23 protein-coding genes and 1 riboswitch are annotated in these 25,461 nt (G+C 74.6%); of the genes, 11 read left to right on the top strand and 12 right to left on the bottom strand.

Annotated elements, in window-relative coordinates; all coding sequences use genetic code 11:
* Window positions 1–22 precede the first annotated feature (22 nt).
* Complete coding sequence (locus tag ABT263_RS03555; RefSeq protein ID WP_352287080.1) at window positions 23–1,957, bottom strand: anthranilate synthase family protein; 1,935 nt, start codon at window positions 1,955–1,957, stop codon at window positions 23–25.
* A gap of 302 nt (window positions 1,958–2,259) precedes the next feature.
* Here ABT263_RS03555 and ABT263_RS03560 point away from each other — a divergent pair, with 302 nt between their 5' ends.
* Together ABT263_RS03560 and ABT263_RS03565 are read left to right on the top strand one after the other, a co-directional pair.
* Window positions 2,260–3,597, top strand: coding sequence for a class II 3-deoxy-7-phosphoheptulonate synthase (locus tag ABT263_RS03560; RefSeq protein WP_329487284.1), 1,338 nt, complete (start codon window positions 2,260–2,262; stop codon window positions 3,595–3,597).
* 187 nt (window positions 3,598–3,784) lie between these two features.
* Window positions 3,785–4,069 (top strand): (2Fe-2S)-binding protein, encoded by a 285-nt coding sequence (locus ABT263_RS03565; RefSeq protein ID WP_352287082.1) that lies wholly within the window; start codon window positions 3,785–3,787, stop codon window positions 4,067–4,069.
* 16 nt (window positions 4,070–4,085) lie between these two features.
* Here ABT263_RS03565 and bfr read toward each other — a convergent pair whose 3' ends face one another.
* Window positions 4,086–4,565 (bottom strand): bacterioferritin, encoded by a 480-nt coding sequence (bfr, locus tag ABT263_RS03570; RefSeq protein WP_329487282.1) that lies wholly within the window; start codon window positions 4,563–4,565, stop codon window positions 4,086–4,088.
* Between the two features lie 218 nt (window positions 4,566–4,783).
* Here bfr and ABT263_RS03575 point away from each other — a divergent pair, with 218 nt between their 5' ends.
* Complete coding sequence (locus ABT263_RS03575; RefSeq protein ID WP_352287084.1) at window positions 4,784–5,413, top strand: molybdopterin-dependent oxidoreductase; 630 nt, start codon at window positions 4,784–4,786, stop codon at window positions 5,411–5,413.
* Window positions 5,414–5,420: 7 nt separating this feature from the next.
* Here the strand turns inward: ABT263_RS03575 and ABT263_RS03580 are convergent, their stop codons facing one another.
* The 5 genes from ABT263_RS03580 to thiO all read right to left on the bottom strand — a co-directional run bounded on the left by ABT263_RS03580 (window position 5,421) and on the right by thiO (window position 10,958).
* Window positions 5,421–6,791 (bottom strand): FAD-binding oxidoreductase, encoded by a 1,371-nt coding sequence (locus ABT263_RS03580; protein ID WP_352287086.1) that lies wholly within the window; start codon window positions 6,789–6,791, stop codon window positions 5,421–5,423.
* A gap of 141 nt (window positions 6,792–6,932) precedes the next feature.
* Window positions 6,933–8,702 (bottom strand): Stk1 family PASTA domain-containing Ser/Thr kinase, encoded by a 1,770-nt coding sequence (gene pknB, locus ABT263_RS03585; protein WP_352287243.1) that lies wholly within the window; start codon window positions 8,700–8,702, stop codon window positions 6,933–6,935.
* An 89-nt stretch (window positions 8,703–8,791) separates the two neighbouring features.
* A complete protein-coding gene (locus ABT263_RS03590) occupies window positions 8,792–9,589 on the bottom strand; it encodes a thiazole synthase (RefSeq protein ID WP_352287088.1) in 798 nt (265 codons plus the stop codon).
* 2 nt (window positions 9,590–9,591) lie between these two features.
* On the bottom strand, window positions 9,592–9,801 hold the full coding sequence (gene thiS, locus ABT263_RS03595) for a sulfur carrier protein ThiS (protein WP_329487278.1): 210 nt from the start codon (window positions 9,799–9,801) through the stop codon (window positions 9,592–9,594).
* Window positions 9,798–10,958, bottom strand: coding sequence for a glycine oxidase ThiO (gene thiO, locus ABT263_RS03600; protein ID WP_352287089.1), 1,161 nt, complete (start codon window positions 10,956–10,958; stop codon window positions 9,798–9,800). Before thiO ends, thiS begins: the two co-directional genes overlap by 4 nt.
* Before the next feature lie 3 nt (window positions 10,959–10,961).
* A riboswitch (TPP riboswitch) is annotated at window positions 10,962–11,074 on the bottom strand.
* A gap of 98 nt (window positions 11,075–11,172) precedes the next feature.
* Between thiO and ABT263_RS03605 the strand changes: the two genes are divergently transcribed.
* Genes ABT263_RS03605 through thiE form a run of 3 tightly spaced genes read left to right on the top strand, consistent with a single transcriptional unit; the run spans window position 11,173 to window position 13,446 of the window.
* Window positions 11,173–12,378: an NAD(P)/FAD-dependent oxidoreductase gene (locus tag ABT263_RS03605; protein ID WP_352287091.1), complete on the top strand. Its 1,206-nt coding sequence runs from the start codon at window positions 11,173–11,175 to the stop codon at window positions 12,376–12,378.
* Between the two features lie 52 nt (window positions 12,379–12,430).
* Entirely contained in the window at window positions 12,431–12,796 is a 366-nt protein-coding gene (locus ABT263_RS03610) for an Rv2175c family DNA-binding protein (RefSeq protein ID WP_329487275.1), read from the top strand.
* Entirely contained in the window at window positions 12,796–13,446 is a 651-nt protein-coding gene (thiE, locus tag ABT263_RS03615) for a thiamine phosphate synthase (RefSeq protein ID WP_352287093.1), read from the top strand. The genes ABT263_RS03610 and thiE overlap by 1 nt, the downstream gene beginning before the upstream one ends.
* A 58-nt stretch (window positions 13,447–13,504) precedes the next feature.
* On the opposite strand, the gene ABT263_RS03620 is transcribed toward thiE, so the two are convergent.
* Window positions 13,505–14,611, bottom strand: a complete 1,107-nt coding sequence (locus ABT263_RS03620) for a polyprenyl synthetase family protein (protein WP_352287095.1) — start codon at window positions 14,609–14,611, stop codon at window positions 13,505–13,507.
* Between the two features lie 175 nt (window positions 14,612–14,786).
* On the opposite strand from ABT263_RS03620, the gene metF reads away from it, so the two are divergent.
* Together metF and ABT263_RS03630 are read left to right on the top strand one after the other, a co-directional pair.
* The gene (metF, locus tag ABT263_RS03625; protein WP_329487272.1) at window positions 14,787–15,701 is read left to right on the top strand and encodes a methylenetetrahydrofolate reductase [NAD(P)H]; all 915 of its coding nucleotides are present in this window, start codon (window positions 14,787–14,789) and stop codon (window positions 15,699–15,701) included.
* A 133-nt stretch (window positions 15,702–15,834) separates the two neighbouring features.
* Complete coding sequence (locus tag ABT263_RS03630) at window positions 15,835–16,734, top strand: hypothetical protein (protein WP_352287097.1); 900 nt, start codon at window positions 15,835–15,837, stop codon at window positions 16,732–16,734.
* A 31-nt stretch (window positions 16,735–16,765) separates the two neighbouring features.
* Here ABT263_RS03630 and ABT263_RS03635 read toward each other — a convergent pair whose 3' ends face one another.
* Both ABT263_RS03635 and ABT263_RS03640 read right to left on the bottom strand, forming a co-directional pair.
* Entirely contained in the window at window positions 16,766–18,262 is a 1,497-nt protein-coding gene (locus ABT263_RS03635) for a phytoene desaturase family protein (protein WP_352287100.1), read from the bottom strand.
* 10 nt (window positions 18,263–18,272) lie between these two features.
* Complete coding sequence (locus ABT263_RS03640) at window positions 18,273–18,902, bottom strand: DUF4126 domain-containing protein (protein WP_352287102.1); 630 nt, start codon at window positions 18,900–18,902, stop codon at window positions 18,273–18,275.
* Between the two features lie 542 nt (window positions 18,903–19,444).
* Between ABT263_RS03640 and ABT263_RS03645 the strand changes: the two genes are divergently transcribed.
* The 3 genes from ABT263_RS03645 to ABT263_RS03655 all read left to right on the top strand — a co-directional run bounded on the left by ABT263_RS03645 (window position 19,445) and on the right by ABT263_RS03655 (window position 21,596).
* The gene (locus ABT263_RS03645; protein WP_329487268.1) at window positions 19,445–20,008 is read left to right on the top strand and encodes an SAV_6107 family HEPN domain-containing protein; all 564 of its coding nucleotides are present in this window, start codon (window positions 19,445–19,447) and stop codon (window positions 20,006–20,008) included.
* Between the two features lie 79 nt (window positions 20,009–20,087).
* Window positions 20,088–20,840 carry a methyltransferase domain-containing protein gene (locus ABT263_RS03650; protein ID WP_352287104.1) on the top strand — a complete coding sequence of 251 codons (753 nt, stop codon included), beginning with the start codon at window positions 20,088–20,090 and terminating at the stop codon, window positions 20,838–20,840.
* A gap of 366 nt (window positions 20,841–21,206) precedes the next feature.
* Window positions 21,207–21,596: an SCO2097 family morphological protein gene (locus ABT263_RS03655; protein ID WP_329487266.1), complete on the top strand. Its 390-nt coding sequence runs from the start codon at window positions 21,207–21,209 to the stop codon at window positions 21,594–21,596.
* Window positions 21,597–21,702: 106 nt separating this feature from the next.
* On the opposite strand, the gene ABT263_RS03660 is transcribed toward ABT263_RS03655, so the two are convergent.
* Window positions 21,703–24,141: a transglutaminase TgpA family protein gene (locus ABT263_RS03660; RefSeq protein WP_352287106.1), complete on the bottom strand. Its 2,439-nt coding sequence runs from the start codon at window positions 24,139–24,141 to the stop codon at window positions 21,703–21,705.
* Window positions 24,138–25,460 carry a DUF58 domain-containing protein gene (locus ABT263_RS03665; protein WP_352287109.1) on the bottom strand — a complete coding sequence of 441 codons (1,323 nt, stop codon included), beginning with the start codon at window positions 25,458–25,460 and terminating at the stop codon, window positions 24,138–24,140. The genes ABT263_RS03660 and ABT263_RS03665 overlap by 4 nt, the downstream gene beginning before the upstream one ends.
* Window position 25,461: the final 1 nt, after the last annotated feature.

Below are 25,461 nucleotides of genomic sequence, written 5' to 3' on the forward strand. Positions count from 1 at the left end.
CGCGCGCACCCCGCCCGGGGTCTCAGCCGTGGACGGCGGCGGCCGACCGCAGCAGCCCGGCGACGATCCCGACGCCGTCCCGGGTGAGCACCGACTCCGGGTGGAACTGCAGCCCGGCGAACCCGGCGCCGCGCAGCGCGTGGACGTCGCCGGTCAGCCGGTCCCGGGAGACCTCGACGCCCTCGGCGGCGAGCCGGGCGGCGTCCTGGTCCGAGCAGCGCGCGGTGAAGGTGTTGTAGAAGCCCACCGTGTGCCGGGCGCCGAAGAGTTCGACCGTCTCCTGGGCGCCCTGGTGGGGCACGGCCTTGCGGGCCAGCGGCAGTCCGAGCCGCTCCGCGAGCAGCTGGTGGCTCAGGCAGACGGCGAGCAGCGGCGCGGTGCGGGCACCGGAGCGGACGGCGGCCAGCGCGTCGGCGACGATCGGGCGCAGGACGGCCATCTTGGGGTCGTCGGCGGCGGCCGGGTCGCCCGGGCCGGGGCCGAGCACCAGCGGGCCGGGGTGGGCGGCGACCCGCTCGCGCAGGCCGGCTTCGTCGAAGCGCGCCACGGTGACCCGGTGGCCGAGCGAGGTCAGCAGGTGGGCGAGCATCGAGGTGAAGGTGTCCTCGCCGTCCACCACCAGGGTCTCCTCGCTCCGGGTGACCGGGGCCGGCTCCTGCATCCGGAGCCAGAACGGCGCGAGGTCGGCCCGCCGGGCGTCCAGCGCGGCCTGGACCCGGTGGTCCTCGGCGAGCCGCGGGCCGGACGGGTTGGGGAGCCGGGCGGGGGCCGGGCGGGCGCCGATCGCGGTGAGCACCCCGGCGGCCTTGGCGTGGGTCTCGGCGACCTCGGAGTCCGGGTCGGAGTGGCGGACCAGGGTCGCGCCGACCCGGACGACCAGCCGACCGGTGGCCGGGTCGACGTCGGCGGTGCGGATGCAGATCGGGGAGTCCATCTGCTGGCCCCCGCTGGCCGAGCGGCCGATCAGGGCGAGCGCGCCGGCGTAGTAGCCGCGCCCGCCGCGCTCGTACCGGCTGATCACCCGGGTGGCGTTCTGGACCGGGCTGCCGGTGACGGTGGCGGCGAACATGGTCTCCTTCAGCACCTCGCGGACGTCCAGCGAGGTGCGCCCGCGCAGCTCGTACTCGGTGTGCGCGAGGTGGGACATCTCCTTGAGCCGGGGGCCGAGCACCTGGCCGCCGAGGTCGCCGACGGTGCACATCATCTTGAGTTCCTCGTCGACCACCATGGTCAGCTCCTCCAGCTCCTTGGGGTCGCGGAGGAAGGCGAGCAGCGAGTCGATGTCGGAGCCGCCCGCCGGATAGCGGTAGGTGCCGGAGATCGGGTTCATCACGACCGTGCCGCCGCTCTGGCGGACGTGCACCTCGGGGGAGGCGCCGACCAGGACCCGCTCCCCGGTGTGCACCAGGAAGGTCCAGTAGGCGCCGCGCTCCTGTTCGAGCAGCCGGCGGAAGAGCGTCAGCGCGAGCGCGGGGGAGTAGTCCTCCAGGGTGGCGGTGAAGTCCCGCCGGATGACGAAGTTGGCGCCCTCGCCCCGGCCGATCTCGTCCGCGATCACCCGGCGGACGATCCCGGCGTACTCCTGGTCGTCGATGTCGAACGCGCCGCCGGTCAGGGCGACCCGCCGCCGGGGGAGCGCCGGGAGCAGCTCGGCCAGCGGGAGGGCGTACTGCTCGGTGACCGAGAGCGCCTGCAGCGGGGTGGCGTCGTCGACGGCCTCGAAGCCGCGCTCGCGGATCTGCCGGAACGGGACGAGGGCGAGCAGGTCGTGCACCGGGCCGTCGGCCGGGACGCCCGCGCGGACCGGCAGGTCGGCCAGCCGTTCGTAGCTGTCGACGGTGCCCAGCAGGACCTCGACGGTGTCCGGCGCGAGCCGGGGGGCGCGGCGGTGCAGCAGGGCGAACGCCGGGGCGTCGGGGCCGGTGAGGCGGGCGAGCAGGTCGGCTGCGAGGTTCACGGTGCGGCTTCCTTCCGGGAGGGCGGGTGCGGTGGTTCGGGGTTCCGCTCCCGGGAGGGCCGTCTGCGCCGAAACGCCGACGGCCGCCCCGAGGGGCGGCCGTCGTGTTCGTCTAGGAACGCGCGATCGGTGGGCCACCCGAGGGGTCGGCCCACCACCAGGAAAAGGTGTGCGGCGCGTTCATGCGTCGAGCGTAGCGGATCCGGCGGGCGTCGTGAGCCGCCTCACACGATTGTCCACCTGGTGTCTCACCCAGCGAGCGGCGGTCACAATTCGGTTGTCCCACCCCGTAGCCTTGCCGTGTGACCGTGACGAATCCCCACCCCTGGCAGTCCCTGCCCGCGGCGCAGCAGCCTGAATGGCCGGACCACGAGGCTCTGCGCAAGACCCTTGCGGAGCTCGCCTCCTATCCGCCGCTCGTCTTCGCGGGCGAGTGCGACCAGCTGCGCGCCCGGCTCGGTGCCGTGGCGCGTGGTGAGGCGTTCCTCCTGCAGGGCGGTGACTGCGCCGAGGCCTTCGACGGTGTCTCGGCCGAGCACATCCGGAACAAGCTGAAGACCCTGCTGCAGATGGCGGCCGTGCTGACGTACGCCGCCTCCGTCCCCGTGGTGAAGGTCGGCCGGATCGCCGGCCAGTACTCCAAGCCGCGCTCCAAGTCGACCGAGACCCGCGACGGCGTGACGCTGCCGGTCTACCGGGGCGACTCGGTGAACGGCTTCGACTTCACTCCCGAGTCCCGGAACCCGGACCCGGAGCGCCTGAAGCGGATGTACAACGCCTCCGCCGCGACGCTCAACCTGGTCCGCGCCTTCACCACCGGCGGGTACGCCGACCTGCGCCAGGTGCACGCCTGGAACCAGGACTTCGTGCGCAACTCGCCGGCCGGCCAGCGCTACGAGCAGCTCGCCCGCGAGATCGACAACGCGCTGGCGTTCATGAACGCCTGCGGCGTGGCGCCGGAGGAGTTCAAGACCGTCGAGTTCTACTCCTCGCACGAGGCGCTGATCCTCGACTACGAGACCGCGCTGACCCGCGTGGACTCGCGGACCGGCGAGCTGTACGACGTCTCCGGCCACATGGTCTGGATCGGCGAGCGCACCCGCCAGCTGGACCACGCGCACATCGAGTTCGCGTCCAGGATCCGCAACCCGATCGGGGTGAAGCTCGGCCCGACCACCTCGGTCGACGAGGCGCTCACCCTGATCGAGAAGCTGGACCCGGAGCGCGAGCCCGGCCGGCTCACCTTCATCACCCGGATGGGCGCGGGCAAGATCCGCGAGCACCTGCCCACCCTGGTGGAGAAGGTCACCGCCTCCGGCGCCCAGCCGGTCTGGATCTGCGACCCGATGCACGGCAACACCTTCGAGGCCTCCAGCGGCCACAAGACCCGCCGCTTCGACGACGTGCTCGACGAGGTCAAGGGCTTCTTCGAGGTGCACCGCGGCCTCGGCACCCACCCGGGCGGCATCCACGTGGAGCTGACCGGCGACGACGTCACCGAGTGCGTCGGCGGCGGCGACGAGGTCCTGGTGGACGACCTGCACCAGCGCTACGAGACGGCCTGCGACCCGCGGCTCAACCGCAGCCAGTCGCTGGACCTGGCCTTCCTGGTGGCCGAGATGTACCGCGGCGGCAACTGAGCCGTCGCCCCCGGGCGGGCCCTGCGGCCGGCCCCGATGTGACGAAAGCCCCTCCGGATTCGGGATTTCCGAACCCGGAGGGGCTTTTTCATGCCCGGATCCCCGGGTAAGGTGAGGCTTAGTGAACTAAGGCATGCCTTAGTCAAGATCGATTTCGAGCCAGTCGCCTTCGCAGGGAGAGACCGCGATGTACGTGTGCATGTGCCATGCGGTCACCGAGGCCCAGGTGAAGAAGGAGATCGACGCGGGTGCCAACACCCCGCGCCAGATAGCCCGGGGCTGCAAGGCCGGTACCGACTGCGGCTCCTGCGTCCGACGGATCCAGGCGCTGCTCGGTGAGCACGGCGCACGGCCCTGCCCGACCGCCCGGCTGGCGGCCAAGCTGGGGCTGGCCGACGAGCAGGAGGCCGAACCGCGGGACGGGGCCCAGGCGCCGGCCGTCCTGCCGGCCCGGCCGCTGCGCGCGGCCTGAGGGTACGGCCGGGGGTTCAGGACTCCGGCTGCTCGATCAGCTGGGCGAGGTAGAGCGCCTCCCCGAGCTTCTCCAGCAGTTCCAGCTGGGTGTCGAGGTAGTCGATGTGGTGCTCCTCGTCGGCCAGGATGTCCTCGAAGATGTTCGCCGAGGTGACGTCGTTCTTGGCCCGCATGACCACGATCCCGCGCTTCAGCCGGTCGATCGCCTCGACCTCGACCTGGCGGTCCGCCTCGAACATCTCCTTGACGGTCTGGCCGATCCGGACGTGGAAGAGCCGCTGGTAGTTGGGCAGCCCGTCCAGGAAGAGGATCCGGTCGGTGAGCACCTCGGCGTGCTTCATCTCGTCGAAGGACTCGTGCCGGGTGTACTTGGCGAGCTTCGTCCAGCCGTTGTTCTCCTGCATCTTCGCGTGCAGGAAGTACTGGTTGATGGCGGTCAGCTCGGCGGTGAGCTGCTCGTTGAGGAATTCGATGACCTCGGTGTCGCCCTTCATGGCGGTGCCTTCCTGCTTCGCGTCCGGGACTCACGGCCGTACCCTCCGGCTGCACGCATCCTGGCACCGCGCCGGGGCCGAATTCCAGTAAGTTCACACTCACTAGGACATGTGTCGGAATATCCGATTTGGTGGCCCAATGGGCCGTACGGGCGGGGCGCACGGCACCCGAAAGGGGCGCGCGCCAGGCGTTGTCCGCCGTCTGTCACCATGGAGCCATGGGTCAGTCCGAGCAAGAACCACCTCCGCCGTCTGACCCGAGACTCCCGCCGGGCCAGCGGACGCAACGCGGCTGGCCCGCCCTGCACTACGGCCCCGTGCCCCGCTTCAAGCCGCTGACCTGGGATTTCCAGGTGTTCGGCGCCACCGCCTCGGCGGCGAAGCACCGCTGGGACTTCGCCGGCTTCAACGACCTGCCCCGGGCGACCGTCCGCGCCGACTTCCACTGCGTGACCAAGTTCTCCGTGCTCGGCAGCGAGTGGACCGGCGTGTCGGCCTCCGAAGTGCTGGCCCGGGTGCCTCCGGCGCCCGGTGTCACCCATGTGATGGTCTGGGCCGAGTACGGCTACAGCGCCAACCTCCGGCTGGCCGACTTCGCCGACCCCGGGGCGCTCTTCGCCACCCACCGCAACGGCGAGCCGCTCACCGCCGAGCACGGCTTCCCCGTCCGGCTGGTGGTCCCGCACCTCTACGCCTGGAAGGGGCCCAAGTGGGTGCGGGCGGTGGAGTACATGCGGGCGGACCGGCGCGGCTTCTGGGAGGAGCGCGGGTACCACAACCTGGCCGACCCCTGGCGGGAGCAGCGCTACTCCTACCAGGAGGAGCCGGGCGACGGGCCGCTGCGGTAGCGGCCCCTCAGGGCCGGATGTTCTGGTTCAGCCGGAACAGGTTGCCCGGGTCGTACCGCCGCTTCAGTTCGGTCAGACGGGCGTAGTTGCCCCGGTAGTTGGCCTCGATCCGGTGCTGGTCGTCGTGGTCCATGAAGCCGATGTAGCCGCCCTCGTCGGAGTGCGGGGCGAGCGCGTCGTAGTAGCCGCGCACCCAGGCGGTGTCGGCCGCGTCGTCGGCCGGGTCGGTCCAGGCCGCGAGGATCACGGTGGCGAAGGTCGCCTCCCGGTGCGCGAAGGCCGTCGCGTCGGCGGGCACCCGGTGGCAGGCGCCGTTGATCGGGTAGATGTGCACCGCCGAGTGGACCGTCGGCACCCGCGGGCCGTGCTCGGTGTGCGCGGCGATCGCCGCGTCCGTCAGCTCGGTCGCGAAGGCGCCCTTCCAGTACTGCCGCAGGCCGGGCGGCAGCAGCGGGTCGAAGGCGGCGGCGAAGGCCGGGTACGGCACCGTGTCCACGCCCTCGGCGACCAACGGCGCGGCGTCCCGCAGCGGGGCCAGCACCGCCTCGGCCCGCTCCGGCGGCCCGGACCAGCACGGCACCAGCAGGATGAAGGAGTCGCCGACCCGGTCCTCGGGGAGGAACGGCAGCGGCGGCGCGACGTGGAAGCCGGGGAAGATGCCCAGCTCCTCGGGGGCCTCCCGGACGTACTCGCGGTAGAACCGCAGCACCTCGGCCGCGTGCTCCAGCTCGTAGACGAACGGCCCGGCGACCACGTCCTTGACCGGGCTCAGCCGGTACTCGAAGGACGTCACCACGCCGAAGTTGCCGCCACCGCCGCGCAGCGCCCAGAGGAGGTCCGGCTCCTGCTCCTCGCTCACCGTCCGGAACCGCCCGTCCGCGGTGACCACATCGGCCGAGACCAGGTTGTCGCAGCTCAGCCCCAGCCCCCGGGCGAGGTGGCCGAAGCCGCCGTTGAGGGTCAGCCCGGCGATGCCGGTGGTGGAGATGATCCCGCCGGTCACCCCGAGCCCGAAGGCGTACCCGGCGTCGTTGAGGTCGCCCCAGGTGACGCCGCCCTCGCAGCGCGCCGTCCGGCCCACCGGGTCGATCCGGACGCCGTGCCGGTCGGAGAAGTCGATCACCAGGCCGCCGTCGCAGGTCCCGTAGCCGGGCGCGCTGTGGGCGCCGCCGCGCACCGCGAGCTCCAGGCCGCTCTCCCGGGCGAAGTCGACGGCGGCCATCACGTCCCCGGCGTTGGCCACCCGGACGACCGCCGCCGGCCGGCGGTCCACCGTGCCGTTGTAGACCCGGCGGGCCTGCTCGTAGCCCTCGTCGGCGGGCGTGATCACCGCGCCCCGTACACGCTCCCTCAAGCCGTCGACGGCGGGTCCGCCCATGACGACCACATCCTCGGGTACCGGCCGCCGCGCAGCCCCGTCCGGAGGTCCCGGCGCCGCAGCCCTCCTGGCCGTGGCAGGCGGGGCCGGGCAGGCCTGGTTCCACGCTACGTCGCGTGACCCCAAGGCTGGGCAAAATCCTTAGATGAACGGGAAGTTGACCGTGACCACGGTGCGCTGCGGGCGGCGCTCGCCCGGGGCCGGGGACTGGCTGGAGACCTTGCCGGTGCCGAACAGGTTGACCCCGCTGCTCTGCATGGCGAACCCGGCGGCCTGCAGTGCCTTGGCGGCGTCGTCCTTGGACATCCCGGTGACGTCCGGGACGGCCACCATGCCCTTGCTGACCACCAGCGAGACCGGGGTGTTCTCCGGCACCTGCTGGCCGGCCACCGGCGAGCTGCTGATCACCGAGCCCTCCGGCACGGTGTCGTTGTACGTCTCGGTGACGCCGCCGCGCGCCAGCTGGACGCCGCTCAGGGCGGCGGCGGCCTGCTCGGCGGGCCGGCCGACCAGCTCGGGCACGGCGATCCGCTTCGGCCCCCGGGAGACGGTGACCCCGACCGCGTCGCTCTTGCGCGCCCGCGCCCCGACGCCGGGGTCGGTGGAGATCACCTGACCGGCCGGGACGCTCTCGCTGTACACCTCGGTGAACCGCCCGTGCATCCCGGCGCCGTCGAGGATCCGCTGCGCCTCGCCGCGGTCCTTGCCGATCACGCCCGGCACCGTCGTGTACAGCGCGCCGGAGAGCGCGTACGTGGTGCCGCCGACCAGCAGCACCAGCGCGGCCAGGACGGAGGTCCAGATCAGCGGCTTGCGCGGGAGCCGGCGCCACGGACCGGGGCGGCGCCGGGTGCGCACCGGCGCGGGCTCGTCGTACGGGCGCGGTTCGGTGAGCAGCTGCTCCATCACCTCCGGCGGCACGTCCAGCACGCTGGTGCGCTCGACCGGGGGCGCGACCACGGCCGGCCGGATCACCGAGGTCGGCTCGTTGGTGGGGTACCGCGGGCTGGGCCGGGTGGAGGCCGGGGGCTCGGCGTCGAGCTGGGCGGGGGTGAGCGCGCGGCGGACCCGTTGCAGGGCGGCCAGCAGCTCGACCGCGTCGTACGGGCGGTCCCGCGGGTCGCGCGCGCAGGCCGCGGCGACTATCGCGTCCAGCTCGGGTCCGACGCCCGGCACGGTCAGCGAGGGCGCCGGGACGTCCTCGTGCAGGTGGCGGTACATGACCTGGACGGGGTTCTCGCCGGTGTGCGGACGGTGGCCGGTGAGCAGCTCGTAGAGCAGGATGCCGGCGGCGTAGACGTCCACCCGCTGGTCGGTCCCGGCGCCGGGGCGGATCTGTTCGGGGGCCAGGTAGGAGACGGTGCCGAGGACGGTGCCGGTGGTCGCGGTGCCGGAGCTCGCCGCGCCGTCGGCGGCGTTCAGCAGCCGGACCAGGCCGAAGTCGGCGACCTTCACCAGGCCGCCGTCGGTGATCAGCACGTTCTCGGGCTTGACGTCGCGGTGGACGAGACCGGCCCGGTGGGCGGCGCCGAGCGCGGCGAGCACCGGCTCCAGGACGTCCAGGGCGGCCCGGATGGAGAGCGCGCCCCGGTCGCGGAGCAGGTCCCGCAAGGTCCGGCCGGGCACGTACTCCATCGCGAGGAACACGTGGGCGCCGTCCGCGCCCTGGTCGAAGACGTTGACGACGTTGGGGTGCGCGAGCCGGGCGACCGCCTTGGCCTCGCGGATGAACCGGCCGGTGAAGTCCTCGTCGCCGGCGAGCGAGGGGTGCATCACCTTGACCGCCACGACCCGGTCGAGCCGGGTGTCGGTGCCCCGGTAGACGGTGGACATCCCGCCGGCCGCGATGCGCTGCTCGACCCGGTACCGGCCGTCGAGCAGGGTACCGATCAGCGGGTCGTCCAGTGCCATGTCCACCCGGCGAGTGTAGTGGGGGCGCCCGGCACCGGCCCCGGGAGACACCGCTCCCGGGGCGCTCTGTGCCCGGCTTGTGACACCGCCTAGAACGCCGGGCGCTCGCGGGTGTCCAGCGCGGCCCGGCCGGCCATCGCCGAGGAGGCCTCGGCGTGGAAGCGGCGCGGGATCCGGCCCGCCCGGTGGGCGAGCCGGCCGGCCTCCACGGCGTGCCGCATCGCGTCGGCCATCAGCACCGGCTCCTGGGCCCGGGTCACCGCCGAGGCGAGCATCACCGCGGCGCAGCCCAGCTCCATCGCCAGGGCCACGTCCGAGGCGGTGCCGGCGCCCGCGTCCAGGATCACCGGGACGGTCGCGCTCTCCACGATCAGCTGGAAGTTGTGCGGGTTGCGGATGCCCAGGCCGGAGCCGATCGGCGAGCCCAGCGGCATGATCGCCGCACAGCCGACGTCCTCCAGCTTCCGGGCCAGCACCGGGTCGTCGTTGGTGTAGGGCAGGACGGTGAAGCCGTCGTCGACCAGCGTCTCGGCCGCGTCCAGCAGCTCGATCGGGTCGGGCAGCAGGGTCCGCTCGTCGGCGATCACCTCCAGCTTCACCCAGTCGGTGCCGAGCGCCTCACGGGCCAGCCGGGCCGTCAGCACGGCCTCGCCGGCGGTGAAGCAGCCGGCGGTGTTGGGCAGCACGCGGATGCCGTTGCGGGTCAGCACGTCCAGGACGGAGCCCTGGGTGGTGGCGTCGACCCGGCGCATCGCCACGGTGGTCAGCTCGGTGCCGGAGACCCGCAGCGCCTGTTCCAGGACGTCCAGGCTGGGGGCGCCGCCGGTGCCCATGATCAGGCGTGAGCCGAAGGCCGTCCCGGCGATGGTGAACACGTCGTCGGCCATGGTCAGCCTCCCTGGACGGCGGTGAGGATCTCGACCCGGTCGCCTGCGGCCAGCCGCGTCAGCGGCCACGAGCCGCGCGGCACCACGGCCTCGTTGAGGGCGGCGGCGACGCCGGAGTTGGCCCGGCTGAGGGTGGTCACCACCTCGGCCAGGGTGGTGGCGGCGGGCACCCGGCGGGGCTCGCCGTTGACGGTGAGTTCGATCTCGCTCATGCGGGGACCTTCGTGGTGAAGCGGGTGGGGGAGAACGGCTCGGCGAGCGCGGGCGTCGTGCCGGTGACCAGGTACTCGGCGAGCAGGTCGGCCGTCACCGGGGTGAGCAGCACGCCGTTGCGGTAGTGGCCGGTGGCGGCGACCAGGCCGGGCAGGGCGGTCGGCCCGAGCAGCGGCGCGTTGTCCGGCGAGCCCGGCCGCAGCCCGGCGGAGGTCTCCACCAGCGGCAGCTCGGTGATGCCGGGGACCAGCTCGTGGGCGTCGCGCAGCAGCTCGTACACCCCGCCGGCGGTGACGGTGGTGTCGTAGCCCTGCTCCTCGCTGGTGGCGCCGATCACCAGCTCGCCGTCCTCGCGAGGCACCAGGTAGAGGTGCTGGCCGCGGACCACCGCGCGGACGTTGCGGGAGAGGAACGGCCGGTAGGCCGGCGGGATCCGCAGCCGCAGGATCTGGCCCTTCACCGGGCGGATCGCCGGCAGCACACCGGCGGGCAGGCCGGGCAGCAGATGGCTGCGGGAGCCGGCGGCGAGCACGACCCGGTCGGCGGTCAGGGTCTCCCCGGTGCCCAGCCGGACGCCGACGGCCCGGTCGCCCTCGACCAGCAGCTCGGTGGCCTCGGTGCGGTGCAGCCGCACGTCGGCCCGCTCGCAGGCGAGGACCAGCGCCGCGGCCAGCCGGCGGCCGTCCACCTGGTGGTCGTCGGTGACGTGCAGGCCGCCGCGGACGCCGGGGGCGAGCATCGGCTCCAGCTTGCGGGCCTCCCGGCCGGTCAGCCACTGCGAGTCGAGGCCGAGCCGCCCGTGGAAGGCGTGCAGCTCGCGCAGCTCCTCGCGGTCGTCGGAGTCGAGGGCGACAGCGACGGTGCCGCACCGGCGGTAGCCGGTGTCCCGGCCGCCGGAGGCCTCGGTGAGCTCGTCGGCGAAGGCCGCGTACCGCTCGTTGGAGGCCATCCCGAGGCGCAGCAACGGCTCCTCGCCGTACTGGAGTTCGGTGACGGGGGCCAGCATGCCCGCGGCCACCCGGGCGGCCCCGCCGCCCGGGTCGGGGTCGACCACCGCGATGTCCGTCAGTCCGCGCCGGGCTGCCCGCCAGGCGACGGCGAGGCCGATGATGCCGCCGCCGACGACCAGCACGTGGGCATGTGTACCTGCTGCCAAGCGTGTCAAAGTCGCTGCTCTCCCTTCGCCGGTATGACCCGGATCAGGTTCGGACGGTCGCAGGCCGTGCAAGCCCGCCTCTCAGCCCGGTCCGCCGGGCTCCCGTGATGGTGCCCCCACCATAACTCCGGGGGTCGCCGCCACCGAAGGCGCGTACGAGGGGCGGACGCGGGGCGCCCGAGGCCCTCTGGTGCCCCGGGCGCCCGCCAGTACAGTGACGGGCGTGGCAGAGCTGAGCGGGACGGATCAGGTGGTCGTGGTGGGGGCCGGGCTGGCCGGGGCGCACTGCGCCGCGGGCCTGCGGCAGGGCGGCTGGCGGGGGCGGATCGTGGTGGTCGGCGAGGAGCCGCACACCCCGTACGACCGGCCGCCGCTCTCCAAGGAGGTGCTGCTCGGCAAGGCCGACGCCACCCCGCTCGACCTCGACCTCGCGCAGCTCGGCGTCGAACTGCTCACCGGCCGCCGCGCCACCGGCCTCACCCCCGGCGTGCTGCGCACCGACGGCGGCGACCTGCCGTACGACGCCCTGGTGATCGCCACCGGCGCCGCCCCGCGCGCCCTGCCCGGCGCCGAACGCGCCCACCTGCTGCACACCCTGGACGACGCGCTGGCGCTGCGCGCCCTGCTCCGGCCCGGCCTGCGCCTGGTCCTGGTGGGCGCGGGCTGGATCGGCGCCGAGGTGGCCACCGCCGCCCGGGCGGCCGGCTGCGAGGTCACCGTCGTCGAGGCGGGCCCGGCGCCCGTGCCCGGCGCGCTGCCGGCCGTGATCGGCCGGGCGATGGCGGCCTGGTACGCCGAGGCCGGGGTGGAGCTGCGCTGCGGGGTGGGCGTCGCGGCGGTCGAGCCCGGCGCGGTGCTGCTGGCGGACGGCTCGCACCTGCCCGCCGACGAGGTGGTGGTCGGCATCGGCGCCCGCCCGGCGACCGGCTGGCTGGCCGGCTCCGGGGTCGCGCTGGACGCCGCCGGCGCGATCCTGGTCGACGAGCGGCTGCGCACCACGCTGCCCGGCGTCCACGCGGCCGGTGACTGCGTGAGCTACCCGTCGGCCCGCGCCGGCGCCCGGTTGACCGTCCAGCACTGGGACCACGCGCTGCGGTCCGGTGCGGCGGCGGCCGCCGCCGTGCTCGGCGCGGAGGTGGCGTACGACCCGGTGCCGTACTTCTGGTCGGAGCAGTTCGGCCGGACGGTGCAGTACGCCGGGCGGCACGGCGAGGGTGACGAACTGCTCTGGCGCGGCTCCCCGCAGGACCCGTCCTGGGCGGTGCTCTGGCTGCGGGACGGCGTGCTGCGGGCCCTGCTGACGGTGGACCGCCCGCGCGATCTCACCCAGGGCCGCCGGCTGGCCGAGCGCGCCGCGGTGCTCGATCCGGTGCGCGCGGCGGACCCGGCGGTGGCCCTGAAGTCGGCCGTCGCGGGGTAGTCCGCGGGGCCGGTTGGTGCGCGGCGGGCCCCGGAGGTGGCAGTCTGGTGACGTGAGTGAGATCGAAAGCAAGATTGAATCCCTGGTCACCGACTGGATGTACCTGCCCGACATCTCGGAGCAGTGGGGGGTCCGGGTCACCGAGGTGCGCGACCTGGTCAAGAACGGCGGGCTGATCGCCGTCCGCCGCGGCCCGAACAGGTCGCTCCAGGTGCCGGCCGCCTTCATCGACGGCCCGGGCCTGGTCAAGCACCTGTCCGGCACCCTGACGGTGCTGCGCGACTGCGGGTACAACGACGCGGAGATCCTGGAGTGGCTCTTCACCGAGGACCCGTCGCTGCCCGGCAGCCCGATCCAGGCGCTGCAGGAGAACCGCGGCACCGAGGTGAAGCGCCGCGCCCAGGCGATGCTGATCTGATGGCGGCGGACACACCGCGCCGGCGCCTCGCCGACGCCCGGCTCTACCTCTGCACCGACGCCCGCCGCGAGCAGGGCGACCTCGCCGCGTTCCTGGACGCGGCGCTGGGCGGCGGGGTGGACATCGTCCAGCTCCGCGACAAGGGCCTGGAGGCCAAGCAGGAACTGGCGGCCCTGGAGGTCTTCGCCGACGCCTGCCGCCGCCACGGCAAGCTGCTCGCCGTCAACGACCGCGCCGACGTCGCGCACGCGGCCCGGCCCGACGTGCTGCACCTCGGGCAGGACGACCTGCCGGTGCCCGCCGCCCGGGCGATCCTCGGCGAGGACGTACTGATCGGCCGGTCCTGCCACGCCGAGTCCGAGGTGGACGCGGCGGTCGTCGAGCCCGGCGTCGACTACTTCTGCACCGGCCCGGTCTGGCCCACCCCGACCAAGCCGGGCCGCCACGCGCCCGGCCTCGGCCTGGTCTCGTACGCGGCGAAGCAGAGCACCGACCGGCCGTGGTTCGCGATCGGCGGCATCGACCTCGGCAACCTGGACGAGGTGCTGGCGGCCGGGGCGAGCCGGGTCGTGGTGGTCCGCGCGATCACCGCCGCGGACGACCCGCGGGCGGCGGCCGCCGCGTTCGCCCGGCGGCTGCGCGCGGTCTGACCCGGACGGCTGCCGCCGTTCCCGGTACGTCCGGGTGCCCGTTTTTCGGACACCCGGCTCAGTACTTGCGGACGGTGGCGGCCTCGGCCAGCGCCAGCAGCACCTCGCGGGCCCGCCGGTCGGCCAGCGGGGCCGCCTCCAGCGCGGCCAGCGACTGCCGCATCAGCTCCTCGATCCGCCGCTCCACCAGCTCGGGCGCGCCGCTGCGCCCGACCAGCTCGCGCAGCCGGGACACCTCCTCGGGCGCCAGGTCCGGCGCGCCGAGCCGGTCGTCCAGGTGGCGGGCGTCGGCGGCGGGCAGCCTCCGCATGGCGTGCGCGACCAGCAGCGTCCGCTTGCCCTCGCGCAGGTCGTCCCCGGCCGGCTTGCCGGTGACCGCCGGGTCCCCGAAGACGCCGAGCAGGTCGTCACGGAGCTGGAAGGCCTCGCCCAGCGGCAGGCCGAACGCGCCGTACGCCTCGACCAGCTCCGGCCCGGCGCCCGCCAGCAGTGCGCCGACCTGCAGCGGCCGCTCGATCGTGTACTTGGCCGACTTGTAGTGCAGCACGGTCTGTGCCCGGTCCAGCGCGCCCTCGTCGGTGGAGTCCCCGGCGACCGGCTCCAGGACGTCCAGGTACTGGCCGACCATGACCTCGGTGCGCATCAGGTCGAACACCGGCTTGGCGGCCAGCACCGCGGCCGGGTCCAGGCCCGAGCGCAGGAACAGCTCGTCGCACCAGATCAGCAGCAGGTCGCCGAGGAGCACCGCCGCCGAGGCGCCGAACTGCTCGCGGTCGCCCCGCCAGCCGCTCGCGCGGTGCAGCGCCTCGAAGCGGCGGTGCACGGAGGGCAGGCCGCGCCGGGTGTCGCTGCGGTCCATCAGGTCGTCGTGGACCAGCGCGCTGGCCTGCAGCAGCTCCAGGGCGGCCGCGGCGTGCGCGATGGCCTCGCCGGCGGCCGGGCCGCCGGCGCCGCGCCAGCCCCAGTAGCAGAACGCCGGGCGCAGCCGCTTGCCGCCGTCCAGCAGGAAGTCGCGCAGGGCCTCGACGGCGGGCGCCAGCTGCGGGGAGATCTTCCCGAGCAGGGCCGACTGGCCGTCCATGAACCCGGCGAGCGCGGCGTTGACGCGCTCGCGCACGTCCTCCACGTCGATCGGGTTGGCCGGCCGGTTGCTGGACGAGGTCACGATGAGGCTCCGGAGGGTTCGCTGGGGGTCCGGCAAGCCTAGCCGGACGGCCGCGAACGGCCGTCGGGCAGGGCCGTGCACCCGTTCGGACGGAAAGCGGACGGTCGTCCACCAGTTGTCTCAATACCTGGAACCGGGTTGTCCGTGTCCTTCGGCCGACGGTTAACCTGCCCCCATGGCACTCGGCATCGCTTCCACCAGAACAGACCGCGCTTCGACGGTCCGCGAGCTTCTGGCGGCCGGCAAGCGGTCCTTCTCCTTCGAGTTCATGCCCCCGCGGACCGAGGTCGGTGAGCAGCGCCTCTGGGACGCCATCCGCCGCCTCGAACCGCTCGACCCCAACTTCGTCTGCATGACGTACGGAGCCGGCGGCTCCTCGCGCGAGCGCACGGTCAACATGGTCGGGCGGATCGCCACCGAGACCACCCTCACCCCGGTGGCCCACCTGACCGCGGTGGACCACTCGGTCGCCGAGCTGCGCAACATCATCGGCCAGTACGCCGACCAGGGCGTGCGCAACGTCCTCGCGGTGCGCGGCGACCCGCCCGGCGACCCGACGGGCGAGTGGGTCAGCCACCCGGACGGTGTGACCTACGCCTACGAGCTGGTGGAGCTGATCAAGGGGATCGGCGACTTCTGCGTGGGCGTCGCGGCCTCGCCGAACATGCACCCGCGCTCGACCGACTGGGACGAGGACATCCGGCACTTCGTGGCGAAGATCCGCTCCGGGGCCGACTACGCGATCACCCAGATGTTCTTCGAGGTCGACGACTACCTGCGGCTGCGCGACCGGGTCGCGGCCGCGGGCTGCGAGGCGCCGATCATCCCGGAGATCATGCCGGTCACCAACGCCAAGCAGCTGGAGCGCTTCCCCCAGCTGAGCGGCTCGGCCTTCCCGCCCGACCTGGAGGAGCGGCTGCGCGCCGCGATCGACGACCCGGCCGCGCTGCGCGCGATCGGCATGGAGCACGCCACCGCGATGTCCGAGCGGCTGCTGGCGGAGGGCGCCCCCGGGCTGCACTTCATCACGCTCAACCACTCGACCGCGACGCTGGAGATCTACCAGAACCTCGGCCTGCACCAGCGCTGAGCGGGCCGCCGTTCCCGGCCGGCCGGGCCCGCCGTTCCGGCCGGGAACGCGATGCGGTACCCGGACCGTTCAACCGGTACAGTCGCCGAACACGCGCGGCGCGCGCGGGCACGCGACTGGAGGTAGCGGGCGGATGGGCATCGGATACCTGCTGCTGTACGGCGCGTTGGCGGTCGTGGCGCTCTGGCTGCTGGCCGAGCTGCTGCTGCAGAACCGCGCGCCGGTGCACTGGCGCGCCCTCGCCCTGACCGGCTTCCTCGGCGTGCCGGCCGGGATGGCGGCCGGGTCGGTCCCGCTGATCGGCGCGGGCGCGGCCCTCTTCGCGGTCGGCCAGACCCTCGTCACCCTCTCCGTGAAACGCGGCTACGCGGCCGGCTGGTCACTGCGCCGGGCCGACGGCGGACTGCCCGGCCCGCTGGCCAGGGTGCCCCTGCTGGGCGCGCTGACCGGTGGCGCGGTGGTGGCCACCGCGGTGGCGGCCGACCGGATCGGCACGGTCAGCGCGGTCGAGGAGAGCCCGGCGCCGGCCCCGGTGGCCGAGGACGTCCCGGCCGTCGAGCAGACCGCCGCCTTCGAGATGCAGGAGATCGCCGCCGACGGCGTCTACACCCCCGGCTACTACGAGCAGCAGCAGCAGCCCGTGCCGCAGGCCCAGCCCGACCCGTACGCCGAGGCCTACCAGGCCGGCTACGACACCTCGCAGCAGCAGCCCGGCTGGGACGCGAACGGCCAGCAGCAGTGGCAGGCCCAGCAGCAGCCGGCCTTCGCCTACGACCAGGGCTACGGCACCTACCAGCAGCAGCCGGAGCCGTACGCGGGCTACCAGCAGCAGCCGCAGGTGGACGCGTACGGCGGTTACCAGCAGCAGCCCGACCAGTACGGCTACGACCAGGCCCAGCAGGCGCAGCAGCAGTGGCAGCAGCAGGCCGACCAGCAGCACCAGCCCTACCCGCAGCAGCAGGGCATCCCCCAGCAGCCGCAGTACGACCAGTACGGCTACCAGCAGCAGCCGACCTGGCAGCAGCAGGGCTGAACTCCCGCCCGCCGGGCCGGTCCGGAGCGGCTCAGGCCGGGCCGATGAGGTTGGCCGCGATGCAGGCCGACATGCCGACCCGGGCCAGCCCGCCGCCGGGGTGGGCGGCGCCGCCCACCAGGTAGAAGCCGGGCGCCTCCTCGGTCGGCGCCTGGAGGTAGGCGCCGCGCGCGCCCGCCAGGGCGGGCAGCGGGACGGAGCCGAGGAAGGAACCGGTCTCCCGCGCGGTGTCCGCCGGGGTCCGCACCACCCGCCAGAGCACCCGCTCACCGAGGCCCAGACCGGCCGCGTCCGCCTGCGCGACCATCCGGTCGGCGAAGCGCTCGGCGACGCCCGGTCCGGTCCAGTCGAACCCCATCGCCGGCGTGGTCGCGGTGAGCACCACGGCCTCGTGGCCGGCGGGGTGCAGCGAGGCGTCGTCCGGGCGCAGCACCTGGACGGTCGGCCGCTGGGCGAGCGGGGCGCCGGCGCGGAAGATCCCGTCCAGTTCGGCGGCGCGGTCGGCGGCGTGCACCACCGTCCGGTGCGCCGTCCCGGCGGGGCGCTCCCCGCGCAGGGCGAGCAGCACCACGACGCGGCCGGGGGCGTCGTGCAGCCGTTCCATCGACGACGGCCAGTCGTCCTGGGAGCCGGCCGTGCCGAGGTACTCCGAGAAGACCACCCGGGCGTCCATCGCGGAGACCACCACGTCGGCGTCGATCCGGCCGGCCGCGGTGTCGACGCCGCAGGCCCGGCCGTCCTTCTCCAGCACCTCCTCGACCCGGGTGTCGAAGCGGAACTCCACCCCGCGCCGCTCGCACCGCCGGTACACCGCGTCGGCCAGCGCCCGGATGCCGCCCCGGACGTACCAGACGCCGAAGGACTGCTCCATGTACGGCAGCACGGTGGCCCCGGCCGGCGCGGTGCGCGGGTCGAGGCCGAAGCGCAGGGCGTGCTCGTGCAGCAGGGCGGTCATCCCGTCGTGGCCGCCGAGTCCACGGGCGGCCACGACGGCGAGGGTCCACGCCCTGGCACCGAACAGGCGGGCGAGGCGACCGGGCCGCGGCGCCGGGTACGGATCGGTGCGCAGCGGCGCGGTGTCGGCCGGCAGCGGCTCCTCCAGCAGCGGGCGGCGGGTGGCCTCCCAGACCGTGCGGCCGTGGTTCATCACCTCGGCCCAGCGGGCGCCCGAGCCGGTGCCGAACGCCGTGTCCAGCGCCTGGATCACCCCGCCGCGGGAGGCGTTGGGCAGCAGCAGGTCGGTGCCGTCGGGGAGCAGGTGCCGGCTCTCCGGATCCACCGGCGCCAGCTCGACCAGCTGCTCCAGCGGCTCCCGGCCGGTCTTCAGCGCGAGGTCGCGGTAGACGGCCGGGAGGGTGAGCAGCCCGGGGCCGGTGTCGAAGGCGAAGCCGTCCCGCTCGTAGCGGCCGACCATGCCGCCGTACGTCCCGGTCGCCTCGCAGACCGTCACCCGGTGGCCGAGGGTCGCCAGCCGGGAGGCCGTCGCGAGCCCGCTCATTCCTGCGCCGATGATGACGATCCGTGCCATGGACCGCATCCTACGGCCGGGGGACGGGCACCTCCCGCGCCGGTCGCACGCCCGCCGCACGGGCGGCCCGGCGCTCGCGGCGGCGGTCCCGGAAGCGGCGGATCCGGCTGATCGCGAACCAGACCAGCAGCAGGCCGACGGCCAGCAGCACGGTGGAGACCGAGGCGGCCACCCACGGGTGGAAGATCGCCAGCGTGACGAGACCGGCGACCGAGAGGTCCTCGGCCAGGCTCACCACGATGTTGCTGGCCGGCTCGGGCGAGGTGTTGACCGCCATCCGCAGCGAGGCCTTCACCAGGTGGCTGACCAGCGCCGTGGTCCCGCCCATCGCCCCCGCCGCGACCTCGCCCAGCGAGCCCGGGTCGGCACTGGCCAGCAGCGCGCCGACGGTGGCGCCCGCGATCGGGCGGATCACGGTGTGGACGCCGTCCCAGACGCTGTCCACGTACGGGATCTTGTCGGCCACCGCCTCCAGCAGGAACAGCACCGCGGCGGCGGCCAGCACATCGGTGCGCTCCAGCGCGGCCGGCACCGACTCGGCGCCGCCGAACCGGCCGAGCAGCCCGAGCAGCAGCACCACCGCGTACGCGTTGATCCCGCTCGCCAGCCCGCTGGTGAAGATCAGCGGAACGATCGTCATCCGTTCCTCCTCGTGGCGCCCGCCGGGATCCGACCGGCTCGCCGTACCGTACCGGGACGCCGCCCGGGCGGCCCGCGGTTCCCGCCCCGGACGGACTGAGTACGGATACTCAGAAACCCGGTTGAGTACCTGAGCGGATGGCCCCCGACCTGCGGAGACGGGACAGTAGGGGCACCGGGACGACGGCGCGTCGGGCGCTGAGGTCCCGGGACGGCGGACAGGTGCCGTCCAGCGGGCACGGGGGCCGCGGACGTCACCGGAAGGTCCGTACGGGAGCCGGTCGCAGGCCGCGCACCGCCGACACGGGGCGGCGGAGCGCGGTCAGGGGGGAACCGGTGACCCGGAGGGGGCTCCGGAGCGGCGACCGTGGGGGGCGGCGCTCCGGCGGGGTGCGGGGCGGTGGGGCGCGGGGCCGACAGGGGCGGCCGGCGGGCCGCCGCCCGCACGCGGACCCGCCGCGCGGCCGCGTTGTCAGTGGCCCCGGTCACGATGGAGGAGCACGGACCACCCGGTCCGCGCGCTGCCTCGGACCGGGGGAGACCATGACCATCAGCCGTCCTGAGCCCGTCACCACCCGCCTCCACTCCGCCGCCCACCGCCCGGACGCCCACCGCCCCGCCACCGGGGACGTCCACCCGGTGGTGCGCCGGATCGCCGCTCCGCCCGCCGCCCTCGACCTGCTCGCCGACGCGCACCGCACCCTCGCCGGAGCCCGCGCCCGGGAGGACCCGCTGGAGCGGTACGCCGCCGCCCACCTCGCCGCGCTGCGCACCGTCGCCGCGGTGCTCGCCGCGCGCGGCCGGCCGGAGAAGAACGCCCGGCGCCGCCAGGCCATCCGCAGCGCCTGGGAGGTGCTGCCCGAGATCGCCCCGGAGCTCGCCGAATGGGCGGTGTACTACGCGGCCGGCGCCCGCCGCCGGGCCGCCGCCGAGGCCGGGATCCGGGGCGCCGCCTCGGCCCGCGACGCCGACGACCTGATCCGCAACTCCGCGCTCTTCCTGCGGCTGGTCGAACGGCTGCTCGGCCTGCACCCGGTGCCGCCCGCCCCGCGGCTGCCCCTGGACGACGGCCCGGGCGACGGCCGCGACCCGGGTCCGCGGCGGTGACCGGCGGCACGGTCCGGCTCCCGGCCCGGTCTAAGGTGGAGGCATCCTGATCCATCTGCACGTGCCAAGGAGCCCGACCTTGTACCCGACGCGTCCCCGCAGCGCCCTGCGTACCGCCGTGGTGTGGGAGGTGGTGCGGGCAGCCCTGGAGAAGCGGGCGGCCGAGCTGGACCAGCCCGTGCTCGACGTGGTCGACACCGGCGGCGGCACCGGCAACTTCGCGGTGCCGGTCGCCCGGCTCGGCCACCGGGTGACCGTGGTCGACCCGAGCCCCGACGCGCTGTTCGCGCTGGAGCGCCGGGCCGCCGAGGCCGGTGTCACCGACCTCGTCCGCGCCGTCCAGGGCGACACCCAGACGCTGCCCGAGCTGGTCGCCCCCGGCACCGTCGACGCGGTGCTCTGCCACGGGGTGCTGGAGGTCGTGGACGACCCGGCCGAGGCGCTCGGCAGCCTGGCCGCCGCCCTGCGCCGCGGCGGCTTCGTCAGCCTGCTCGCCGCCAACCGCAACGGCGCGGTGCTGGCCCGCGCCCTGGCCGGCCACTTCACCGACGCCCGTACCGTCCTGGAGGCCGACGACGGCCGCTGGGGCGCGAGCGACCCGATGCCGCGCCGCTTCAGCGGCGAGGAGCTCGGTCAGCTGGCCGCCGGCGCCGGCCTGCGGGTGGACTCGGTGCACGGCGTCCGGGTCTTCGCCGACCTGGTGCCCGGCGTCCTGGTGGACACCGAGCCGGGCGCGCTGGAGGCGCTGCTCAAGCTGGAGGAGGCCGCCGCCGAGCAGCCGGCCTTCCACGCCGTGGCGACCCAGCTCCACCTGCTGGCCACGCTGGCCTGACCCCGGTTCCTCCCGCCGTTCTCCGGCGGGTCTCCTCGCGATCCGCGCGGAAGCTCCCCAGGTCCCGGCCGATTCCACGCCGTCGGGCACTTGTCCGGTGTCGGCCGCGTTGAGCCCTGTGCGGCCGGGTGCGGCCCGGTACGGCCCGGCCCACGCGTGGCCGACCGCCCCGCAACGAGCCCGTGGACCGTATGATCTGGGTAAAGCCGGAAAGCATGACAGCCGGATGCATGGGGCATATGGACGACACGGGCCTGGGCCCCCGTACAGGCGTCCGACCGCGTGTTCTGAAGGCTGATTGGACTTTGCCTCCCCGACCGGGGCGGCGGACCGGTCGCACCGGCGACCGACGAGTAGGAGGACTCCGTGCCGCTCTCGGAGCACGAGCAGCGACTGCTCGACCAGATGGAGCGAGCGCTGTATGCCGAAGATCCCAAATTCGCGACGGCGCTTGAGGGAACCGGGCTGCGCACCTACACCCGTCGGCGGGTCTACCTGGCTGTCGGCGGCTTCGTGGTGGGCATCGGGCTGCTGATGGGCGGCATGGTCGTACCGGACCAGATCTGGGTCAGTGTGGTCGGGTTCCTGGTGATGCTGGGGTGCGCCGTCTTCGCCGTCACCGGCTGGCGGCGCGGGCCCGCGGGCCAGGCCTCCGGCCCGCGGCCGGCCGCGGCACCGCGCCGCAAGGCGGGGGTGATGGACCGGGTGGAGCAGCGCTGGCAGCGCCGCCGGGACGAACAGACCGGCGGCTTCTGAGCCACCGGCCGAACCGTAACGCCACGAGGGCGGGCAGTCGATCCGACTGCCCGCCCTCGGCGTTCCCCTCGTGTGCCCGGTGTCGGCGTTCCGTGTGCGTCCGGTGTCAGGACGGCGTCCGGTCGCCCCCGCCGCGGCGGCGCAGCCGGCCCAGCACCCGCCGCGACGGCGCGGCCGCCCGGGAGGCCAGGCCGCGCGTCGCGAGCCGGGCGGCCACGACCGCGTCCGAGAACCGCCACCAGAGCGTGGCGGCGGACGGCGGCAGCAGTGCCGCCTTCGTCCGGCCGACCCTGCCGACGCCGGCCCGCAGGCCGTCCCGGGCGGTCCGGACGTCCGCCGCCAGGGGCTCGGACACCTCGGCGGAGCGGGCGTAGAGCACCCGTTCGGTGGCCAGCGCCACCCGCCCGGCGGCGGCCGCCGAGGCCTCGTCCAGCTCGGCGGCCTCGGCGATCCGGCGGGCGGCGGCGCGCGGGATCTGCGAATCGACCGGCGGGATGCCGAGGTCCCAGGCGGAGTCGATCAGCTCGTCCCAGGCGGCGAGCACCTGGGCGTCGGTCGGCCCGGCCGGGCCGTCCTCGCCGGGCCGGCGCCGTCCGCCCGTGCCGAGCCGGCGGCGGCGCAGCCGCTCCCGCCAGATCATCGGGGTGAACAGCAGGGCGAGCAGCGCCAGCACGGCGGCCAGGGTGGTCAGCACCTGCCAGGACAGCAGCCAGGAGTCCTGCTGGGCGCCGGCCGCGGCCTTGCCGTCGTTCCCGCACTCGCCCATCCGGCGCAGCTTGGGGTCGCAGTCGCTGCTGCTGGAGGGCGCCGCGACCGGCGCGGTGCTCTGCGCGGCGGCGGTCGGCTGCTGGGTCGGCGCGGTGGCGGGTGCGGCGACCGGCGCGGTGTAGCGGGGCTGCACGCCGCGGGTCGGCGTGGGCTCGAAGCGCAGCCAGCCGAAGCCCTGGAAGTAGAGCTCGGGCCAGGCGTGGTACATCAGCCCGTTCACCGAGTACCGGTCGTTGCCCTTGGCGTCGCCCGGGGTGAAGCCGACCGCGACCCGGGCGGGGATGCCCAGGGTGCGGGACATCGCCGCCATCGTGGAGGCGAAGTGCACGCAGAAGCCCTTGCGGTCGCGCAGGAAGGTCTCGATCGCGGTGCTGCCGGTACCGGCCTTGATCTTGGTGCTGTAGGTGAACTCGGAGCTGGTGAACCAGTCCTGCAGCGCGAGCGCGCGGTCGTACGCGGTGGACGCGTTCCGGGTGACCTCCTGCGCCTTCTCCCGGACCGAGGCCGGCAGGTCCTTGGGCAGCTGGGTGTAGTGGTCGGAGATCTTCGGCGGTACCGATCCCACGCTGCGCAGCTCGGCCGCGGTGGGCCGGATGTCGAGTGCGGTGGCCTGGTAGCGCAGGCCCTTGATGGCCTTGTCCCGGTCCGGGAGCACGGTGCCGGTGAGGGTGTCCACCCGCCAGTCGCCGGGGTTGGGGACGCTGACGCCGGCGGCCGGGTACGGCAGCGGCAGCCAGCCCGACTCCAGCTTGTCGGAGGCCTGGAAGTCGCCCGACTCCGACGGGACGTTGGTGCTCGCCAGGCCTTCCGGCGGGGCGAAGGTGGTCTTGAGCTCGGTCACCCCGGGGTTGCTGAGCTTCCACGCGGTGCCGTCGAACTCGTCCAGCGAGCCGGTGCGCAGGTAGGCGGTGTCGGCGAGGCTGCTGTCCATCCGGTAGGTGAGCAGCTCGACGTTGCTGGGGGTGGCCAGGGCCGCCTCCAGGGTCACCAGCGGGTCGAGGGTGGTGATGCCGCCGCCGGCGCCGCCGGCGGCCGTGCCGCCGGACGGACCGGTGTGGATCAGTCCGCCCTCCCAGCGCGGCAGGAAGGCCGGGACCAGCAGGGCCACCGCGAGGGCCAGGACGCCGATCCGCCGGCCGCCCTGGCTGAGCGCGCCGGAGTCCTCGCCCTGGCGCGAGGTGCCGCGGAAGATCCGGCCCCAGCGGGAGACCCGGTCCTGGCCCTCCGCGAAGAGCAGCACCAGGTAGCCGGCGGCGGCGAGGCCGAACCAGGCCCAGCTGCCGCCGTCGCCGGCCAGCCCGTTGCCCACCGAGTAGAGCGCCAGCAGCGGCAGCCCGGCCAGCGCGGAGCGGCGGTAGGTGACCGCGACGGTGTCCACCGCGATGGCGATCAGACCGACGGAGGCGACCAGGATCAGCCGCAGGCCCGGGTTGGGCGGCGCGGGGATGCTGTACTCCCGGATGTCGTCCAGCCCCTGGCCGAGGACCTGCGCCAGGGTGTGCACCGACTGGGTGCCGGGCAGCACGCCGCCCCAGAGCGCGGTCGAGCTGGCGAAGCCGACCAGCAGCAGGACGGTCAGCACGAGCAGCTGCCCGAGCGGCACCGTCCAGCGGTAGAACGGGGTCCGGCGCAGGCCCGCGCCGGCCGCCGCGACCACGGCGACGACCAGGTAGGCGTGGGTGATCCAGCCCTTGGTGGTGAGCAGCGGGAGCAGGCAGAGCGAGGCCAGGGCGGTGGCCAGCGCCGAGTAGACGGTCAGTTTGGCCCGGGTGGTCACGCGCCGGCCTCATCTCGGTAGGGGGAGGGCGACTCGGTCCGGTCGGCGGCCTGCCAGAGCTCCGGCGCGGAGTCCCCGGCGCGGACCGGCAGGACGGTCCAGCCGGCCTCGCGCAGCTGCCGCACCCTGGCACGGAACTCGTCCCCGCCGGTGTCGGGCGCGAGCATCCGCAGGCCGGACCAGGTGCCGGTGTCGAGCAGGAAGACGACGGCGCCGCCGGTCCGGCCCCGCAACCGGGCCAGCCTGGCGGTCTGGGCCTCGTCCAGCTCGCCGAGCACGGCGACCAGCAGGCCCTCGCCGGAGCTGCGCAGGGGCTCCTCGGCCCGGGAGAGCCCGCCGCCGTCGGAGAGGTCGACCACCGCGAGCGCGTCCAGGATCAGGCCGGAGGCGTCGGCGGCGGTGTTGCCGCCGCCGGCGTCCGGGCCGGGTACGCAGTGGCCGGTGTCGGTGAGCAGCCGGGTCTGGTAGCCGCGCTCCAGCAGGTGCGCGGCGACCGAGGCCGCGCAGCCGACCGCCCATTCGAAGGAGGACGCCGGGCCGCTGCCCCGGTGGCCGGACTCCCGGGTGTCCAGCAGGACGGTGGCCCGGGCCTTCTTCGGCTGCTCCTCGCGGCGGACCATCAGCTCGCCGTACCGGGCGGTGGACTTCCAGTGCACCCGGCGCAGGTCGTCGCCGTGCCGGTACTCGCGCAGGATGACGTCGTCGTCACCGGCCAGCGCCAGGGTGCGGGTGCGGCTCTCGCCCTGGCCGACCCACTCGCCGCTGAGCCGCACCTGCGGCAGCTGCTGCACCTGCGGCACGACGGTGAGGACGTCCGAGGCGGTGAAGGAACGATTGACCTCGCACATCCCGAACGGGTCGGAGAGCCGCAGCTGGAGCGGGCCGAGCGGGTAGCGGCCGCGCAGGTCGGAGCGGACCCGGTAGGACACCTCGCGGTGGCCGTGCGGCTCCACCCGGTCCAGGACGAAGCGCGGGCGCGGCCCGAGCACGTACGGGACCTTGTCCTCCAGCAGCAGCAGGCCGGTGGGGACCCGGGAGACGTTGTCCACCCGCAGGTGGACGCGGGCCTCGTGGCCGGCGACGGCCCGGCGCGGGTTGAGCCGGCGTCCACTGGCCACCCGGTAGCGGGTGTTGGCCAGCAGCAGCGCGGCGGCCAGCGGCAGCGCCGCGAGCAGGACGCCGACGCGCAGCAGCGCGTCCTGGTCGAGCACGTAGGCGCAGACCACCGAGGTGGCCCCGGCGGCGAGGAAGGAGCGACCCCGGGTGGTGAGGCCGTTCAGGCCGGCGCGCAGGCCCGACGGTGCGTCGGACGGTCCCACC

This window comes from Kitasatospora sp. NPDC001603, from assembly GCF_040298365.1.
Lineage (GTDB): Bacteria > Actinomycetota > Actinomycetes > Streptomycetales > Streptomycetaceae > Kitasatospora.

Bases quoted from the DNA above. Each gene is read 5' to 3' on its own strand.
- ABT263_RS03565 (WP_352287082.1), top strand. From the start codon at position 3,785: ATGTACGTGTGCATGTGCCATGCGGTCACCGAGGCCCAGGTGAAGAAG.
- bfr (WP_329487282.1), bottom strand. From the start codon at position 4,565: ATGAAGGGCGACACCGAGGTCATCGAATTCCTCAACGAGCAGCTCACC.
- ABT263_RS03575 (WP_352287084.1), top strand. From the start codon at position 4,784: ATGGGTCAGTCCGAGCAAGAACCACCTCCGCCGTCTGACCCGAGACTC.
- ABT263_RS03580 (WP_352287086.1), bottom strand. From the start codon at position 6,791: ATGGGCGGACCCGCCGTCGACGGCTTGAGGGAGCGTGTACGGGGCGCG.
- pknB (WP_352287243.1), bottom strand. From the start codon at position 8,702: ATGGCACTGGACGACCCGCTGATCGGTACCCTGCTCGACGGCCGGTAC.
- ABT263_RS03590 (WP_352287088.1), bottom strand. From the start codon at position 9,589: ATGGCCGACGACGTGTTCACCATCGCCGGGACGGCCTTCGGCTCACGC.
- thiS (WP_329487278.1), bottom strand. From the start codon at position 9,801: ATGAGCGAGATCGAACTCACCGTCAACGGCGAGCCCCGCCGGGTGCCC.
- thiE (WP_352287093.1), top strand. From the start codon at position 12,796: ATGGCGGCGGACACACCGCGCCGGCGCCTCGCCGACGCCCGGCTCTAC.
- metF (WP_329487272.1), top strand. From the start codon at position 14,787: ATGGCACTCGGCATCGCTTCCACCAGAACAGACCGCGCTTCGACGGTC.
- ABT263_RS03630 (WP_352287097.1), top strand. From the start codon at position 15,835: ATGGGCATCGGATACCTGCTGCTGTACGGCGCGTTGGCGGTCGTGGCG.
- ABT263_RS03635 (WP_352287100.1), bottom strand. From the start codon at position 18,262: ATGGCACGGATCGTCATCATCGGCGCAGGAATGAGCGGGCTCGCGACG.
- ABT263_RS03640 (WP_352287102.1), bottom strand. From the start codon at position 18,902: ATGACGATCGTTCCGCTGATCTTCACCAGCGGGCTGGCGAGCGGGATC.
- ABT263_RS03645 (WP_329487268.1), top strand. From the start codon at position 19,445: ATGACCATCAGCCGTCCTGAGCCCGTCACCACCCGCCTCCACTCCGCC.